Below are 15,928 nucleotides of genomic sequence, written 5' to 3'. Positions count from 1 at the left end.
GTCATTAAGTGTTTTGGTGGAATGCTTCCGTCACCGAGGGTGACGGAAGCGCTTATGACTAGAGGCTATCAATTTGAAGATTCATGCGCGCTAGCATCCGACTGCTGGTCCTTGAGTCGTCGAGTTTGCTCAGGTCACGAAGCCGAACGGTCTCCTTCGGCTCGATGCTGAGCTCAAAACCATCCTCCTTGCCCAGCAAAATGTCGCTAATCAATTCGCATACATCTTCCAGGTCTCTGGCCAGGTCTCCGCGCTCGCATTGCTTTACCTGTTGCTCGACCTGCCGTTCGTAGTGCTCGCTGCGTTGCTTATCCGCGTCGCCGCGTGTTGGGTCAAGTGGTGTGTTATAGCGCTGTTGTAAGGCGATGCTGCGGGAGACAAGCCCTCTGTCCTTCATGGTAAAACGGATCGCTTCAATCTCAATCCTGTCAATGGTCTGTCCAAGCTCTTCAAGGCTCTGCAGTATCTGGTAGCCATTTTCTGCAGATGTCAGTGTGCGCTGCAAGCCTCGCAGCTGGCGATTCAAGCCCCGCTGGCCTGCCAGCCGGTAGCTGATTTGGCTGTCAAAAAGTTCTGGCAGAGCAACGTTGATTGCGGTTTCCACGACGCCCGCATCATCATCGACATCGACAAACAGGTCCACGTCGAACGGTGGGACGAAAGTTAGTCCACTATTGAGCGCAGGTTGGAATCCGCCTACTGCGTTAGCGAAACCGCGGTCGATATTTCGCCCGGCTATCGCGCTGAACTGCCTGAAGTCAGAGAAGGCCTCTTGCTCGGCGTTGACACCACGGAATTGTAGGCGAATTCGGGTGCGTTCATCCTCGTCGAGCAGGTCGCTAACAATGATTTCCTTTGCTCGGATGGCGGCGTTACTGTCGCCGATGTCCAATTCCACGTCGAATATACTGACGCGCCCGCCAAATGGGCTGGAGGATACTTTGGACCAGTGCAGCCTATTTTCTATTTGTGCATCATAGGCCCAGTCTTCCAGTTTCTTTTCTGCCTTATTGCCGGCGTATACGGATAGCCCGGCGTAGGTGGCGGCAATCAGAGCAGCGGCTCCTCCGGCAATCAGAAAGATCTTTTTGTTCATCGTGCTGCTCCTGTGGTCGCGGCTTGATCCGGTCTTGCGCGCTTGATCAGCTCCTCCGCTTCTTCGGGAGTCCAGTCAGGGTTCCCGATCCGGTAGCGGGTGAGTGCCAATGGGTCTTTCAAGTCTGCACATTGTTCTTCTGAGCAAGATTGGATGCTGTCAGCTGTAATCAGGGTCAGCGGTAGGTTTTGGTCGTCTTTGCGCTCGGGATCCAGCTGGGCGCTGCCCTTGATCAGATGCCATCCTTGTTCGATCTGGTCGGTATGCTCATTGCTCAATAGCACCGCTTGATAGGGATACCCAATTAGCCAGCCATCATCCTGTTCCTTGCCGATCTCTACTATCTGGCTATAGGTGGCTGTTCCGCCGCGCATCATCCGCAGGTAGCTGCCAGACCCGGTTGGGCTGTAGCTGGCGTCCTCGGTCATGCTTGCGTACAGTTCTTCGGGCCGGCGAACGTCGTTTCGCAGCTGACTGTACAGGCGAAGTTGTTGCTCTGCCTGCTGGGCCATCAGTTCACGCTGGCGCTGCTCCTCGCGCAAGCGTTCTGCCTCGGCTCTGCGTTGTTCTTCCGATTCCTTACGTTCGAAAGCAAACAAGTGGTTGGTGGCACGCTGCGGGTTGTATTCCCACTTTTTGCTGCGGTAGTGGCGCGACAGGCTGATATCGTAAAGCCAGAAGTCCCTGTTTCTTTCCATTAGCCCTTTGTTCAGGTCGCGCATGGCGTACAGGTGGGTGTTTCGAATGCCTGGTGCGACCTGGTCAAGGCGAGTGGCGGCTAGATCGACCGTGGTCTTGATCGAGTCCAGTTCGCGGAAAAGGTCGCGGTTTTCCGTCAAAGCAATCACAGTGGCGTTGTTGGATTGCCATTGACCGTTGTAGCTGCGGTTCAGTCGGAGCAGGTAGTAGGTCTGGCTGGCGGGCTCGCTGTGCAGTAGCTGCAGCAGGTTCCTATCCTGATCGAAGCCGACGATGGGTAGAGCCGGTGGGGGAGCATCGAACGCCAGACCAGCCAAGAAATGAGCGTCACCAGTTCTACTGAGCAGCACACCGTCGCTGCGGGTCAGCGTCAGCGAACCGGGGCCTGAGGCATAACCATCAGCGTCGCAGGTGACGCCGGAAGACACCGCCCTGACGTTCTCGGTGCCATCTTCAAGCTTATCGGCAAGGCGGAAGCGGCAGCCGTTCTGATCGCGCACCTCGGTCAGGAAATCGACCTGAGCAAACGCGTCCTTCTGCAGTGGCGGCGTCCAGCCTGCCACGCTGAAAACAGTCGGTGGCGCGGCAACTGCGGTGGCTGTTGCTGGTTCGGTGGGCGACTCAGGTGCTGGCTCAGTGGCGGACGCCGCTTCTGCGACCGGACTCGGTGTCGGTTCGGCAACCGGTGCCGCGACAGGAACAATAGGAGCCTTGGATACTGGTGGCGGACTGGCGGTGGCCGTGGTTGCACTTTCAACGGCTGGAGTGGCCGCAGAGGCGACCGGGTCCGGCGCGGGTGCGGTGGTTTGCGCGATCCAGCCTCCGGCCTGCGATGCGCTGCCGTTGTTTAATGTACTGCCGCTGCTGTCGGTGCTGACCCAGCTGAGTTGGCTCGCAGCCGGACACTGGCTTGCCAGCAGCCCGCCAAGTTTAGGCAGCAGGCGGCCTACTGCGCTGGGGTCGGTTACGTCGCTGGTAAAGGCAAAGCGCAGTTGCAGTGCGTCGCTGCACCATTGCGCGTTGTCAGCATGTACCACGAATACTTCAAGGTTTTCTGCCTTCGAGTATGCCAGGCGGTAGTCCGCGGCATGGGCTGTTGACGCCAGTGCCAACAGACTCGGGATAACGATGCGTCTCATGCGGCCTTCCTTTTAGATCAGTTCCCAAGCGCCATCATCGGCCTGGCACGCTTTTACGGTCTGAGAGTCAGTGCTTTCGGCTGTTCGAATGTTGTAGTTGAGAGTTCGGCAGGTAGTTTGTGCTGCGACTTGTTGCTCAACTGGCACGGCGTCCAGGTCGAAAGCGTCAAGATCGATGCCTTTGCTTGCTGCGGTAGCAACATCGAGGCTGTCCAGATCGGTGGCTGTGTCGGCGACCGATGGGTTGGTGCTGTCGGTCGTTGTGGCGGGCACCTGCTCAACAAGTGGTGCATAGACGTAGCCTACGGTGACACCGCGGCGGCCAACCATGATCCAGTTATTATCGGTCCTGCCTATCGCGGTAAATGTAGTGCCTGTGGGCAAACTGGCGACGCGCTCCGCATTAATGTCCGGTGCGTTGCGAACATTAGCCGATTTGGTGGAGCGATACGGCTGATTGATCAGCGACATGTTTGGTACGGCCGCTACGCTGGGCGCCCGTTTCACTGCAACTTGGCGCTCGACAGTCTCGCTACTGACGGCAGTAATAGTTGCGCTAGCACCACTGTGGCTGGAGGTCCACTGACGGCTTTGGCCATCAGCTGAATATTGGAGGGCTTGCTGGGTCTGTTGCGCGAGTGCCTGACGATCCCGCTCGTCCAGCTTGGAGCCAATTGTTTTGCCAAGATAGCCACCGGCAAGTGCGCCCGCAATGATTGCGGCGGTGCGACCGTTGCCATCGCCCACTTGGCTGCCAAGCAGCGCTCCGGCGGTTACGCCAATGAGTGTTCCAATGTTTTCCTTGTTGGCCCACTGATTTTCAGACAGGTTTGCGCAGCCTGCGCTGGTGGCGATTGCAGTGCCGAGGGTGATGGCGAGGGAAATCCGATTTGCTTTCAAAGGCCTGGTCCTGTGCGTATGTATGATCAATGCGAACAGGGGAAGGATAGGCAGGCTCCTGCTGCCGGCGATCATCCCTGAGCGCGGCATTATTATCTATAAAATGTAGTGGCAAAACAATGGCGTCAACACTATGGCGTCCCCGGCTGAAGTCGCTTGTTTATTGACGGCCGCGCCTCGCGCAGTCGCTATCGGCGCGCGAGGCTTACTCATCCTCCCAACGCGCATCCCGTTTGGTGATGCACTGAGCCAGCAGGCCTTCCAGCGAGGTCTGCAGGTCTTGCATGAAGGCGTTGCTGTCTTCACCCGGTTGCAGCGCTTCACCAATCACCACGTCGGCGTTGAACGGCACGATCATCGAGCCGCCCTTGGGCAGCGCGCGTCCCAGCCCGTGCATGGCAATCGGCACCACCTGGGTGCCGGCATGGCTGCGTGCCAGATGATAGACACCCTTGCGCAGCGGTTGCAGTTGCTCCGGGTCGCCGCGACTGCCCTCGGGGAACAGCAGCAGAATCTGACCATCGGCCAGCGCCTGCTGGCACTGTTCGAAGACCTGATCCTTGTCGACCTGACCCTGCCGGTCGAGCGGGATGATGCCGATCAGGTTCAGGGACAGCCAACTGGTAAAGCGGTTGCGCAGGAAGTAGTCCGCCGCCGCTACCGGGCGCACTCGATGCAGTTCGCCCAGCGGGTACAGGGCCATCAGCACCAGCGTGTCCAGATGGCTGTTGTGGTTGGCGGCCAGAATCGCCGGGCCGTGGCTGGGCAGGCGTTGCTTGTTGTAGATGTTCAGGCCAAGCAGCAGGTACACCACCGGCTTGACGATCAGCAGAAAGAACAGCTGTTTGGGCAGGCGCTTGATCAAGGACATGGCGGCCTCAGTAAGTGGTGTAGACGAGGAAGTGGAAGAACAGCGGCGCGGTGTACATCAGGCTGTCGATACGGTCGAGGATGCCGCCGTGGCCCGGAATCAGCTGGCTGGTGTCCTTAATGCGCAGGTCGCGTTTGACCGCCGACACGGTCAGATCGCCAATGAAACCGGCCAGCCCGATCAGCAGGCCCGCCGCCAAGCCGAGACCCCAGCCGAGTGGCGTGAGCCAGGGAGCGAGCACGGCGCCGAGCACGGTAGTGGTTGCAACGCCGCCGAGAAAGCCAGCCCAGGTCTTGTTCGGGCTGATCGCCGGGACGATCTTGCGGTTGCCAAACTTCTTGCCCCAGATGTACTGCGCGACATCGTTGAACTGGGTCAGGAACACCAGATACAGCACCAGTCCAACGCCACCGCCCGCCGGGTTTTCATCGGCTGGCAGCATCAGCAGGTAGGCGACGTGGCTGATCGCGAACACCGTGGTCATGGTTGCCCACTGATAGGAGCCGACCGCGCGAATGAAGCCCTTGGTTTCACCCAGCATCAAGAGGCCGAAGGGAATGAGCAGGAACAGGTAGACGGGAATGAAGACGATAAACATCCCGTACCAGCCAAGGCCAACCCAGTAATACTGCAGCGGTACGGCCAGATACAGCGCGAGGATCAGGCGGCGGTCGGTGACGCGGACCGGCAGGATCGAGAAGAATTCACGCAGGGCGATAAAGCTCAGGATGGTGAAGAAGACCAGCGAGGCGGTGGGGCCAATCATCAGTGCGGTAAACACCACGCCGACCATTACCCACCAGGAGTTGATGCGCTGTTTCAGCTCCAGATAGCCGTCGTCGCTCAGGCGCGGGCGCAGGATCAGTTGGGTGATGCTGGCGATCACCAGCATGGCGACCACCACCAGCATGGCGTTCAGGGTATTGGGTGTGAGGTCGAGCATAAAGGGCAGGCCGATATCCATTATTCAATCCCCCGGCGTTCCAGTCGCAGATAGGCGCCGATCAGACGGCGCAGCACCGTCAGGCCACTGCCAACGGCGATGATGATCAAGCTGACCCACAGAATCAGCCCCGGGTGCTGCCACAGCGGATCGAATACCGACAGTACGCAGGCGCCGGTCAGCAGGGCCATGCGTTGCTGCTTGGCCATCGGCCCGCGAAAGTCGGCTGGCAGCCCGAGCGAGACACCGAGTACGCGTACATAGGCGGTCATCAAGGCCAGCAGTGCGCCAAGCCAGGCCAGCCACTGGGCCGACTCGAAACCGGGCAGGGCAAAGCCGCAGGCAACGATCAGCAGCGGATCGGCAATGCGATCCGGGACATCGTTGAACAGCTCGCCCGCCGGCGTCTGCTTGCCGCCCTCCATCGCCACCATGCCGTCGAACAGGTTGCACAACAGGCGCAGCTGGATGCACAGGGCGGCGACGATCAGCCAGATCGAGCGCTCGCCGCCCGCCTGCTGACCGGACCAGACGAGCGCAGCCGCACCGGCCAGTGCGCAGATCACACTGAGCACGGAAATCTGATTGGGGGTAACGCTGCGCTGGCTGAGCCAGGCGGCGAAGCGGGTCATGATCCGCTGATCGCGGATCTTCAGTGGGCGGCGATTGCTGGTCATGGTGTCTCGTTGTTGAGGGTGAGGGTGAGGGCGCGGGCCTGGTGATGCAGGCGCACGCTCAGAAACAGGCAGTAGGCAAAGGCCATGCTGCTCGGAGGAATGATGGTTTGCCAGAGCGCGGGCGTTTGATGCCAGCGGTGCAGCAGGAAGAGCAGGGCAAAGCTGGCGCTGACGATGATCAGCGCCGGCAGCAGTACGCGCAGTGGATTATCCGGCAGACGGCGAAACAGTGTAGTGACGGCCATGGCCATCAGCAGGGTGAGGATGCCGCTGAAGGTACCTTGCAGCAGGCCGGCCATCAGCGCATGTGACGTATCGTTGTGCCAATTGGCAAACAGGGCCCAGGCGCCCCAGATCAGGAAGGCGAGCAGCGCTGCGACCAGACGGCCGCGCCAGCTGTTGGCGTTATCCGGGGTTGTTGCAGACATGTACGCTCCCTGTCACTGCACGACGCCGGCACAGGCCGGGTGGGGGAGAATAACCCGATGACGTCAGGCAGGCGAGCCCTGCTCTGCACTGATGTGAAGCAGCGCAAGACTCTTTGTGGTGGGCACGGTTGACGCAGCTCAGTAGGGCGGGGCGTTGCCGCAATCGCTGGATTGCCAGCGGCTGATCTGCCGATGAGACAGGGTTACCTCGCCATCGCCGGGGCCGGCATCCGGGCCGAGTAAGCCGGCCGGCAGCGCATAGGCGCCCTGGCCATTGAAAGTAGAGCGCATTTCAGTGCTGGAGAGCATTTCAATTGTGCCGCTCATGTCGCCGGTGAACCCGTCAGGATCGTTGCAGCGACCGGTGAACTGCAGGGCGTCAGCGCTGGACTGGCTGATCTTGAAGTCGCATTTGGGCATATTCTCCCGTGCATCGCGCAGCAGGGCTTGCGGGTCGGTCAGGGTTTTTGCTATGTCGGCTGTAATGCATTGGCGCTCCCCAACCTGTTCTTCAGTACCGAGCATTTCCTCGGCCATGGCCCGTTGCTCCGGAGGGAGGCTGTTGAGCATGTTGGTGCGCATCTCGCGCATACGCGCCTGCATATCGACACCGTTGATCAGGGTGGTACTTTCGCTGATCCACAGGCCCGGTTTTGGCGAGGTGTCGAGCTGCTGGGCGCAGAGCAGGGCAGGAGCAAGGGCGAGGGTGGAGAGCAGTGCAAGCCGTGGCAGAGTCATGAAACGGTCCTTGTGACGTAAATACCTTCAAGGACTATAGCCGCTGATGAAGCTGCTGTGCAGCGTTGATGATGCGGGGCGTGATCGTTGCACAAAAAAACGGGGGCGCATGGCCCCCGTTTCGTTTTCGACCTCAGCGTGGGCCGAGCAGTGCCGGCTTTTCGCGCTGCGGGCGGCCACCCGATTTGCGATTGCTTGGCTTGCGCTCTTCAACCTCCGGCTCGATGCGATTGCCGAGTGCCTGACGACGGCGTTCAATCGCAACCGGATCTTCCGGAGCATGAATGCCGGGCATGACGCGTGGCTGGCCGGCTGCGCGCTGTCGTTGCTGATGCGGGCGTTGCTCGCCGCGCTGGCGGTCGTCGCGACGCTGGCCGCGTGGCTGGCCGTTTCCGCCGTTACCCTTGCCGCCGTTGCCGGCATTCCCGCCGTTCGCGCGGGCGCCCTGGCCTTGGCCTTGCGATTGACCCTGGCCTTGGCTGGTGCGTTTGGCGGTCTGGCCACCCTGGCCGCGGTTGTTGCGCGCACCGCCATTGCTGTTGCTGCGCGCGTTCTGGCCACGCGGGCGCTCGCTGCGTTCGCCACGCTCACGCTCCGGGCGATCACTGTTCAGTTCGGCTTGGGCCGGCGGCTCGAAGCCCTCCAGTGAGCCCTCCTCGATGCGCTGCCTGGTCATGCGCTCAATCGAACGCAGCAGCTTGTCCTCGTCCGGGCTGACCAGCGACACCGCTTCGCCGCTGCGACCGGCACGGCCGGTGCGGCCGATGCGGTGGACGTAGTCTTCCGAGACGTTGGGCAGTTCGAAGTTGATCACGTGAGGCAGCTGATCAATGTCCAGGCCGCGGGCGGCGATATCGGTAGCTACCAGAATGCGTAGGGTGTTGGCCTTGAAGTCGGCCAGTGCCTTGGTGCGTGCGCTCTGGCTCTTGTTGCCATGAATCGCCGCCGCCGGCAGACCGTTCTTGACCAGGTACTCGGCCAGACGGTTGGCTCCGTGTTTGGTGCGGGTAAAGATCAGCACCTGTTCCCAGGCGCCTTGGGTGATCAGATGGGCGACCAGCGCACGCTTGTGGCCGGCAGCAACGCGGTAGACCTTTTGATTGATGCGCTCGACGGTGGTATTCGGCGGCGTGACTTCGATACGCGCCGGGTTGTCGAGCAGCTTGTTGGCCAGATCGGTGATGTCTTTCGAGAAGGTCGCGGAGAACAGCAGGTTCTGACGCTTGGCCGGCAGTTTGGCGATGACCTTCTTAACGTCATGGACAAAGCCCATGTCGAGCATGCGGTCGGCTTCGTCCAGCACCAGTACCTCTACCTGCGACAGATCGACAGCCTTCTGACCGACCAGGTCAAGAAGGCGGCCCGGGCAGGCAACCAGAATATCGAGGCCGGGAGCGATGGCTTTCATCTGCGGGTTGGCGCCAACGCCACCAAAGATGCAGGTGGACTTGAGTGGCAGCTCGGTAGCATAGGCGCGAATGCTGTCGTGCACCTGAGCTGCCAGCTCACGGGTCGGGGTAAGTACCAGCACGCGAACCTGTTTGGCGCCCGGGCGCTTGCCGGCGGGCTCGCCAGCGGGGAATAGACGTTCGATAACCGGAAGTGCAAAACCGGCGGTCTTGCCGGTACCGGTCTGTGCCGCAACCATCAGGTCGCGGCCTTCGAGAACAGCCGGAATCGCTTGCAGCTGAACCGGGGTGGGCGTGGTGTAACCAGTGGCTGCCACGGCGCGTACCAACGCGTCCGACAGGCCCAAGGAGGCAAAGGACATTCAGAATAACCCTGTGATGGCCGTTGCGAACGTGCAGAGGGCAGCGGGCAGGTGTCTGGCACCGTGCGGCTGCCGCGTGTCCGTGCGGCCTGGAATGAAAGAAAGCAGTGTGTGACGTCGCACGCGCGCTACAAGGGCTCAGCGACACCGGCGCTTGGCAATGGCGTACGGGAAATGCCCCGGACAGACCGTGCCGAACAGTCGATTGGTGCTTGAGCGCTCGCCCTGAGTGACTGTCGCGGTCAACCGCTCTCTGCGTGGCGGTGGTGCGACGGGTCCTGGCATGTCTTCGATAGTGCGCCTGATGCGCAGTTGATCGGAAGGCCAGAGAGCATGCGGAGTTGTTCAGTGCTTCCTGAAGCCCGGCGAGTATAACAGAAAGGGAGCCGCCGCATAGTGCCGACTGGCAGGCGCTGCCTGACTATTGCAGACCATAGCGATACAGCAGGTGCAGGTAGTCGTCCGACTGCTTGAATTGCTGCAATGCCTCGCTGAAGCGCTTTGCGAGGTCGGCCAGCGCCGGCGTTCGCGCGAATGCCAGGTAGAGCTCGCCGCTGCTCAGTTGAGTGTCATGGTGGGCGATCCGATCATTCAGTCCGAGTTGTCTGATGGTGTACAGGCCGACCCTGCGGTTGATCGGCAGCATGTCGATGCGACCATGCTCCAGCATCAGCAGACAGGCTTCGATTGCAGGACAGGGCCAGCGCTCGAAGTAGTTGGCGGCCTTGAACTCATCGTTTCCGTAACTGTAACCGGCGGAGATACCGATACGCAGACCGCGCAGGTCTTCGATTCGGGTGAACGGAAATGGCTGGCTCTTGCGATAGAACAGCACTGTCTCGCTGTGGGAAAGCGGCTCGCTGGGATAGTGGTACGTCTGGCGGCGCTGGTCGTTGATGCCTATATCGAGAATCGCGTCGGCATTGCCCTCGCGCACCTCATGCTGGGCCCGCTTCCAGGGCATCATTCGCCATTTGGGGTCATAGCCCAGCTCACGCAGCAGCCTGTCGCTGACCTCGTAGTCGATGCCACGGATAGTGTTGTTCTCTTCAAATACGTAGGGTGGCCATGGCTCGCTGACAATGGTCAGCTGTTCGGCTTTGAGTGGGCTGGCTAACAGAGCCAGGGCGACGGCCAGAAGGCCATGAAATCGGTTCATGGCCGCAGTCTAGCGTGCTTTTGCGGTGCTTGCATGTTCGGGCTGCCGGGGTCGCCGGTAGCCCGTCCGGCTCAGCGATCGCCCTGCAGATTGCGCACAACGGCAAGGCTGGGTTCGGCCTGGTTGAGGGTGTAAAAGTGCAGGCCGGGCGCACCGCCATCGAGCAGGCGCTCGCACAGCTGACTGATCACCTCGGTACCGAAGGCGCTGATGCTGTCGCTGTCGTCACCGTAGGCTTCCAGCTGCTTGCGGATCCAGCGCGGAATCTCGGCGCCGCAGGCGTCGGAGAAGCGTGCCAGCTTGGTGTAGTTGGTGATCGGCATGATGCCTGGAATGATCGGGATGTCGATCCCTGCCTGGCGCACCCGGTCCACGAAGTGGAAGTAGCAGTCGGCGTTGAAGAAGTACTGGGTGATCGCGCTGTCGGCACCGGCGCGGGCCTTGCGGATGAAGTTCTGCAGATCGGCTTCAAAGTTTGGCGCCTGCGGGTGCGATTCCGGGTAGGCGGCGACTTCGATGGTGAAATGATCACCGGTCTCGGCGCGGATGAACTCGACCAGCTCGTTGGCGTAGCGCAGCTCGCCGCTGGCGTGACCCATGCCGGAGGGCAGGTCGCCGCGCAGGGCAACGATGCGCTGGATGCCGTTGGCACGGTAGTCGTTGATCAGGGTGCGCAGGTCTTCGCGCGAGTCGCCGACGCAGGACAGATGCGGTGCGGTCGGGACCTTAACCTCGCCGTCCAGCTGCAGAACGGTGCGGCGGGTGCCGTCACGGGTGGAGCCACCGGCACCGTAGGTGACGGAAAAGAATTCAGGGCCTGCCGCAGCCAGGGTCTGGGCGGTGGCGAGCAGTTTCTCGTGGCCGGCTTCGGTCTTGGTCGGGAAGAACTCGAAGCTGATGGGGGCGTTGGTCGTCATTATCTCTCTACTCTTGGAAGGGCGTCAGCTTCAAGCCTCAAGCTGCAAGCGGCAAGCAACCCCCGGAAACCCGTGCCCGCCAGCGAGGCGGGCAGGGCTCTTGAGGCTTGCAGCTTGCGGCTGACAGCTATCAATAGCGATAGCTGTCGGGCTTGAACGGGCCTTCGACGGTGACGCCGATGTAGTCGGCCTGGGTCTTGGTCAGCTGGGTGACGACGCCACCGAAGCCCTTGACCATTTCCAGTGCGACTTCTTCGTCCAGCTTCTTCGGCAGCACTTCAACGGTCAGCGCGGCGGCCTTGTCGGCTGCAGACAGATCGGCGAACTTGCGCTCGAACAGGTGGATCTGTGCCAGCACCTGATTGGCGAAGGAGCCGTCCATGATCCGCGAGGGGTGGCCGGTGGCGTTACCCAGGTTCACCAGACGGCCTTCGGCCAGCAGGATCAGGTAGTCGTCGTTGGTGGCGTCAACGGTCTTGCCGGTGCGGTGAATCTTGTGCACCTGCGGCTTGACCTCTTCCCAGCCCCAGTTGGCGCGCATGAAGGCGGTATCGATCTCGTTGTCGAAGTGACCGATGTTGCAGACCACCGCGCGTTTCTTCAGTGCTTTCAGCATGCCGGCGTCACAGACGTTGGCGTTACCGGTGGTGGTGACGATCAGGTCAATCTTGCCCAGCAGCGCGGCGTCGATGCAGGCGTCGGTGCCGTCGTTGATGCCGTTGTGGTACGGGGAGACGACTTCGAAACCGTCCATGCAGGCCTGCATGGCGCAGATTGGGTCGATTTCGGTGACCTTGACGATCATGCCTTCCTGGCGCAGCGACTGTGCAGAACCCTTGCCCACGTCACCGTAACCGATGACCAGCGCCTGCTTGCCGGATAGCAGGTGGTCGGTACCGCGCTTGATCGCGTCGTTCAGGCTGTGGCGGCAGCCGTACTTGTTGTCGTTCTTGCTCTTGGTGACCGAGTCGTTGACGTTGATTGCCGGGACCTTCAGGGTGCCCGCTTTCAGCATGTCGAGCAGGCGGTGCACGCCGGTGGTGGTTTCTTCGGTGATGCCGTGGATCTTGTCCAGCATCGCCGGGTATTTCTTGTGCAGGATTTCGGTCAGGTCGCCGCCGTCGTCCAGCACCATGTTAGCGTCCCACGGCTGACCGTCCTTGAGGATGGTCTGCTCGATGCACCATTCGTACTCTTCTTCGGTCTCACCCTTCCAGGCAAATACCGGGATGCCGGCGGCAGCGATCGCAGCAGCGGCCTGATCCTGGGTTGAGAAGATGTTGCAGGAAGACCAGCGTACTTCGGCGCCCAGGGCAGTCAGGGTTTCGATCAGTACGGCGGTCTGGATGGTCATGTGGATACAGCCCAGAATCTTGGCACCCTTGAGCGGCTGCTCGCCGGCGTACTTGCGGCGCAGGCCCATCAGCGCGGGCATTTCCGACTCGGCGATGATGATCTCGCGGCGGCCCCAGTCGGCCAGGCTGATGTCGGCGACCTTGTAGTCGGTAAAGGCGTTATTGATCACGGCACTCATCTGATTTCTCCATTCGTGGTTGCGAATGGGCGCGGTTAAATGTCGCACGCCCCGGACGAGCCTGGCAGCGGCTGGAGCCGCTGCTGCAGCGCCCCTCGTCCGGGGCTGAAGTTACCCGGTCAGGCTGTTCGCACAGGAACACGCCTTGGCCGGAATCGGTTCAGAGGCGATACTGTCGCCCCTCCTGTATGTCGTCTGGATGAAACATGATCGCTGTTCCATACCGAAAACTCGTTGTCGCCCTGTTGCTCGGCGCGGCCCTGGCTGGCTGCAATAATGAGCCTGACCCCAACTCGCACGAAGGCAAGCGCCAGGCGCTGTTCAAGCAGATGCTGCGCCAGACCGAGCCCATGAGCGGCATGCTGACCGGGCGCGTCACCCCCAGCATGGGCGAGTTCATGAACAAGGCCGATACCCTGGCCCAGCTCGCCGATCAGCCCTGGGAGCACTTCCCGACCCCGGGCGATGACCCCGAGCCGAACCGCACCAAGGACACCGTCTGGTCCGATCCCGAAGGCTTTGCCCTGGCCATTGATGACTTCAAGGCCAAGGTCGCCGACCTGCATGCCGTTACCTCTGTCGGCATCAAATCCCTGGACCAGGCAGCTGATGAGCTGCGTGCGGTCCAGCAGTCCTGCAAAAGCTGTCATGACAGCTATCGCCAATAAACCCAGCTGGAAGCCTTAGGCTGGAAGCTTCAAGCAGTCCGAGTTGTATTGGGCTGCTTCTATCGGTCTGCCCGGCGCTTGATAGTGCTGGGCGTAGATCCACGCTGACTTGGCTTCCAGCTTCCAGCTTCCAGCTTCCAGCTTCCAGCTTCCAGCCGCTACGCCGTCAGGCGTCCGCGCGCAGCGCGTCGGCCTTGTCTGTTTTCTCCCACGGGAAGGCGGTGAAGGTGTCACCCTTGACGGTCATCTCGAACGGGTTGCGGCCGAAGTGGCCGTACGCGGCGGTCGCGCGGTACATCGGGTGCAGCAGGTCGAGCATGCGGGTGATCGCATACGGGCGCAGATCGAAGTGCTGACGCACCAGCTGGATGATCTTCTCGTCGCTGATCTTGCCGGTGCCGAAGGTATTGATCGATACCGAGGTCGGCTGCGCCACGCCGATGGCGTAGGAAACCTGAATCTCGCACTTGTCGGCCAGGCCGGCAGCGACGATGTTCTTGGCGACGTAGCGGCCGGCGTAGGCGGCGCTGCGGTCAACCTTGGACGGATCCTTGCCGGAGAACGCGCCGCCACCGTGACGCGCCATGCCGCCGTAGGTGTCGACGATGATCTTGCGACCGGTCAGACCGCAGTCGCCCACCGGGCCGCCGATGACGAACTTGCCGGTCGGGTTGATGTGGTACTGGGTGGCGGCGTGCAGCAGTTCGGCCGGGATCACCTTTTTGACGATCTCTTCCATCACCGCTTCGCGCAGGTCCGCCTGGCTGATGTCCGGGTTGTGCTGGGTCGACAGCACGATGGCGTCGATACCGGTGACGATGCCGTTCTCGTAGCGGCAGGTGACCTGCGACTTGGCGTCCGGGCGCAGCCAGCCGAGGCTGCCGTCCTTGCGCGCTTCAGCCTGACGCTCGACCAGACGGTGAGCGAAGGTAATCGGGGCCGGCATCAGCACGTCGGTTTCGTTGCTGGCGTAGCCGAACATCAGGCCCTGGTCACCGGCGCCCTGATCTTCCGGCTTCTGGCGGTCAACGCCCTGGGCGATGTCCGGCGACTGCTTGCCGATGATGTTGATCACTCCGCAGGTGGCGCCGTCGTAGCCGACGTCCGAGGAGGTGTAGCCGATGTCGCAGATGACGCCGCGCACCAGGTCTTCGAGGTCGACCCAGGCGCTGGTGGTGATTTCACCGCCGACGATGGCAACACCGGTCTTGACCATGGTTTCACAGGCGACCCGGGCAAATTTGTCTTCGCTCAGGATGGCGTCCAGAACGGCGTCGGAAATCTGGTCAGCCAGTTTGTCCGGATGGCCTTCGGACACGGATTCGGAGGTGAAAATCGAGTAATCGCTCATGGGTCTTTCCTGTCCTCGGGAGAAGGGGATTCGGGTTTGGCCAGCTGCAGCAGTTGCAGCTGAAAGCCGTTACGCAGGCCGATGTACTGGCTGTTGCCCGGACGCAGTCCGGCAGCCTCGGCCCAGCGCGCAATATCATCCTGGTCAAAGCCTAGCCACAGATCGCCGCAGCTGTCGCGCACCCAGCTCTGGTCGTGGCTGCACAGCTCGGTCAGCACCAGGCTGCCACCGGGTTTGAGCAGTGCGGCAAAGCGCTTGAGCGCTTCAGCCGGCGCCGGCATGTGGTGCAGCACCATGTTGCAGACCACGCAGTCAGCCAGCGGCAATTGCTGCGGCAGCAGGGCGTCGGCGAGCAGGCAGTCCACGTTGTCGAGGCCCGCGTCCTGACACTGCTGGCGCGCGCGCTCAAGCATGGCCTCGGCGTTGTCGAGTCCGACCACGCGCTCGAAGCGGCTGGCCAGGCTGGGCAGAAAGCCGCCTTCGCCCGGACCAATCTCGATGGCCAGTTGCCGGGCCGGCAGCGGCAGGGCGTCGATCAGGGTCAGCAGCGGCTCGCGGTAGATGCCAAAGTGGGCGATCAGGTCCTGCTGCGCCGGGGTGCCATCGGCAAAACGGGCAAAGAACTGGCGTGACAGCTCTGCACGCTGGGCGTGCACTGCAGCAATGGCTTGCTGCAGTTGGGCGTCATCCGGCTGGCTGTCGAGTTCGTTCAGCAGTTGGCTGTGCAGCCGATGCCAGGGCTGTTCAGTGACCGGCAGGCTGCGGCGGTAGAAGATCGAGTTGCCTTCGCGGCGCGTGCTCACCAGCCCTGCGTTTGCCAGCACCTTGAGGTGGTGGCTCATGCCGGACTGGCGCATGCCGAAGATCTGCGCCAGTTCCAGCACGCCGAACGAGTCGCTGCGCAGCACCCGCAGGATATCCAGCCGCAACACATCGCCAGCGGCCTTGCAAAAGGCGGCCAGGTCGTCGGTCTGACTGGGGGTGGCGGGAAGGTGCGCAATCTGGTTCATGCGGCGCAGTTTAGTTTTGATCGGGCG

General features: G+C 61.6%; 15 protein-coding genes and 1 riboswitch. Of the genes, 1 reads left to right on the top strand and 14 read right to left on the bottom strand.

Going from position 1 to position 15,928, the window contains the following annotated elements:
- Positions 1 to 58: 58 nt before the first annotated feature.
- From O5O48_RS02740 to ahcY, 12 genes are all read right to left on the bottom strand, one after another.
- Positions 59 to 1,096 carry a hypothetical protein gene (locus tag O5O48_RS02740; RefSeq protein ID WP_104738723.1) on the bottom strand — a complete coding sequence of 346 codons (1,038 nt, stop codon included), beginning with the start codon at positions 1,094 to 1,096 and terminating at the stop codon, positions 59 to 61.
- On the bottom strand, positions 1,093 to 2,934 hold the full coding sequence (locus tag O5O48_RS02735) for a hypothetical protein (protein ID WP_269688081.1): 1,842 nt from the start codon (positions 2,932 to 2,934) through the stop codon (positions 1,093 to 1,095). The genes O5O48_RS02740 and O5O48_RS02735 overlap by 4 nt, the downstream gene beginning before the upstream one ends.
- A 12-nt stretch (positions 2,935 to 2,946) precedes the next feature.
- Complete coding sequence (locus O5O48_RS02730; RefSeq protein WP_228245503.1) at positions 2,947 to 3,834, bottom strand: SH3 domain-containing protein; 888 nt, start codon at positions 3,832 to 3,834, stop codon at positions 2,947 to 2,949.
- A gap of 205 nt (positions 3,835 to 4,039) precedes the next feature.
- A complete protein-coding gene (locus O5O48_RS02725) occupies positions 4,040 to 4,705 on the bottom strand; it encodes a lysophospholipid acyltransferase family protein (RefSeq protein ID WP_269688080.1) in 666 nt (221 codons plus the stop codon).
- Between the two features lie 7 nt (positions 4,706 to 4,712).
- Complete coding sequence (locus tag O5O48_RS02720; protein WP_269688079.1) at positions 4,713 to 5,669, bottom strand: phosphatidate cytidylyltransferase; 957 nt, start codon at positions 5,667 to 5,669, stop codon at positions 4,713 to 4,715.
- On the bottom strand, positions 5,669 to 6,325 hold the full coding sequence (locus O5O48_RS02715; RefSeq protein ID WP_269688078.1) for a CDP-alcohol phosphatidyltransferase family protein: 657 nt from the start codon (positions 6,323 to 6,325) through the stop codon (positions 5,669 to 5,671). The genes O5O48_RS02720 and O5O48_RS02715 overlap by 1 nt, the downstream gene beginning before the upstream one ends.
- Entirely contained in the window at positions 6,322 to 6,753 is a 432-nt protein-coding gene (locus O5O48_RS02710; protein WP_269688077.1) for a hypothetical protein, read from the bottom strand. Before O5O48_RS02710 ends, O5O48_RS02715 begins: the two co-directional genes overlap by 4 nt.
- A 138-nt stretch (positions 6,754 to 6,891) precedes the next feature.
- A complete protein-coding gene (locus O5O48_RS02705) occupies positions 6,892 to 7,491 on the bottom strand; it encodes a DUF3617 family protein (protein ID WP_228245498.1) in 600 nt (199 codons plus the stop codon).
- Positions 7,492 to 7,624: 133 nt separating this feature from the next.
- Positions 7,625 to 9,262, bottom strand: a complete 1,638-nt coding sequence (locus O5O48_RS02700; RefSeq protein ID WP_269688076.1) for a DEAD/DEAH box helicase — start codon at positions 9,260 to 9,262, stop codon at positions 7,625 to 7,627.
- A gap of 421 nt (positions 9,263 to 9,683) precedes the next feature.
- Complete coding sequence (locus O5O48_RS02695) at positions 9,684 to 10,421, bottom strand: substrate-binding periplasmic protein (protein WP_269688075.1); 738 nt, start codon at positions 10,419 to 10,421, stop codon at positions 9,684 to 9,686.
- 71 nt (positions 10,422 to 10,492) lie between these two features.
- Entirely contained in the window at positions 10,493 to 11,338 is an 846-nt protein-coding gene (gene metF / locus O5O48_RS02690; RefSeq protein ID WP_269688074.1) for a methylenetetrahydrofolate reductase [NAD(P)H], read from the bottom strand.
- A gap of 130 nt (positions 11,339 to 11,468) precedes the next feature.
- Positions 11,469 to 12,872 (bottom strand): adenosylhomocysteinase, encoded by a 1,404-nt coding sequence (gene ahcY, locus O5O48_RS02685; protein WP_228245495.1) that lies wholly within the window; start codon positions 12,870 to 12,872, stop codon positions 11,469 to 11,471.
- A gap of 20 nt (positions 12,873 to 12,892) precedes the next feature.
- A riboswitch (S-adenosyl-L-homocysteine riboswitch) is annotated at positions 12,893 to 12,975 on the bottom strand.
- A gap of 103 nt (positions 12,976 to 13,078) precedes the next feature.
- Here ahcY and O5O48_RS02680 point away from each other — a divergent pair.
- Positions 13,079 to 13,540: a c-type cytochrome gene (locus O5O48_RS02680; RefSeq protein ID WP_228245494.1), complete on the top strand. Its 462-nt coding sequence runs from the start codon at positions 13,079 to 13,081 to the stop codon at positions 13,538 to 13,540.
- A gap of 166 nt (positions 13,541 to 13,706) precedes the next feature.
- Here the strand turns inward: O5O48_RS02680 and metK are convergent, their stop codons facing one another.
- Together metK and O5O48_RS02670 are read right to left on the bottom strand one after the other, a co-directional pair.
- The gene (metK, locus tag O5O48_RS02675) at positions 13,707 to 14,891 is read right to left on the bottom strand and encodes a methionine adenosyltransferase (RefSeq protein WP_088274415.1); all 1,185 of its coding nucleotides are present in this window, start codon (positions 14,889 to 14,891) and stop codon (positions 13,707 to 13,709) included.
- Positions 14,888 to 15,901: an ArsR/SmtB family transcription factor gene (locus tag O5O48_RS02670; RefSeq protein WP_088274417.1), complete on the bottom strand. Its 1,014-nt coding sequence runs from the start codon at positions 15,899 to 15,901 to the stop codon at positions 14,888 to 14,890. The genes metK and O5O48_RS02670 overlap by 4 nt, the downstream gene beginning before the upstream one ends.
- Between the last annotated feature and the right edge of the window lie 27 nt (positions 15,902 to 15,928).

The organism is Halopseudomonas sp. MFKK-1 (assembly GCF_027474385.1).
Taxonomy (GTDB): domain Bacteria; phylum Pseudomonadota; class Gammaproteobacteria; order Pseudomonadales; family Pseudomonadaceae; genus Halopseudomonas; species Halopseudomonas aestusnigri.
The sequence above is the reverse complement of the archived record's forward strand: the minus strand, read 5'-3'. Positions and strand labels throughout refer to the sequence as shown.

What these genes read in the sequence shown, in the direction of transcription:
- O5O48_RS02740 (WP_104738723.1), bottom strand. Translation starts at nt 1,096, where the DNA reads ATGAACAAAAAGATCTTTCTGATTGCCGGAGGAGCCGCTGCTCTGATT.
- O5O48_RS02735 (WP_269688081.1), bottom strand. Translation starts at nt 2,934, where the DNA reads ATGAGACGCATCGTTATCCCGAGTCTGTTGGCACTGGCGTCAACAGCC.
- O5O48_RS02725 (WP_269688080.1), bottom strand. Translation starts at nt 4,705, where the DNA reads ATGTCCTTGATCAAGCGCCTGCCCAAACAGCTGTTCTTTCTGCTGATC.
- O5O48_RS02720 (WP_269688079.1), bottom strand. Translation starts at nt 5,669, where the DNA reads ATGGATATCGGCCTGCCCTTTATGCTCGACCTCACACCCAATACCCTG.
- O5O48_RS02715 (WP_269688078.1), bottom strand. Translation starts at nt 6,325, where the DNA reads ATGACCAGCAATCGCCGCCCACTGAAGATCCGCGATCAGCGGATCATG.
- O5O48_RS02710 (WP_269688077.1), bottom strand. Translation starts at nt 6,753, where the DNA reads ATGTCTGCAACAACCCCGGATAACGCCAACAGCTGGCGCGGCCGTCTG.
- O5O48_RS02705 (WP_228245498.1), bottom strand. Translation starts at nt 7,491, where the DNA reads ATGACTCTGCCACGGCTTGCACTGCTCTCCACCCTCGCCCTTGCTCCT.
- O5O48_RS02700 (WP_269688076.1), bottom strand. Translation starts at nt 9,262, where the DNA reads ATGTCCTTTGCCTCCTTGGGCCTGTCGGACGCGTTGGTACGCGCCGTG.
- O5O48_RS02695 (WP_269688075.1), bottom strand. Translation starts at nt 10,421, where the DNA reads ATGAACCGATTTCATGGCCTTCTGGCCGTCGCCCTGGCTCTGTTAGCC.
- metF (WP_269688074.1), bottom strand. Translation starts at nt 11,338, where the DNA reads ATGACGACCAACGCCCCCATCAGCTTCGAGTTCTTCCCGACCAAGACC.
- ahcY (WP_228245495.1), bottom strand. Translation starts at nt 12,872, where the DNA reads ATGAGTGCCGTGATCAATAACGCCTTTACCGACTACAAGGTCGCCGAC.
- O5O48_RS02680 (WP_228245494.1), top strand. Translation starts at nt 13,079, where the DNA reads ATGATCGCTGTTCCATACCGAAAACTCGTTGTCGCCCTGTTGCTCGGC.
- metK (WP_088274415.1), bottom strand. Translation starts at nt 14,891, where the DNA reads ATGAGCGATTACTCGATTTTCACCTCCGAATCCGTGTCCGAAGGCCAT.
- O5O48_RS02670 (WP_088274417.1), bottom strand. Translation starts at nt 15,901, where the DNA reads ATGAACCAGATTGCGCACCTTCCCGCCACCCCCAGTCAGACCGACGAC.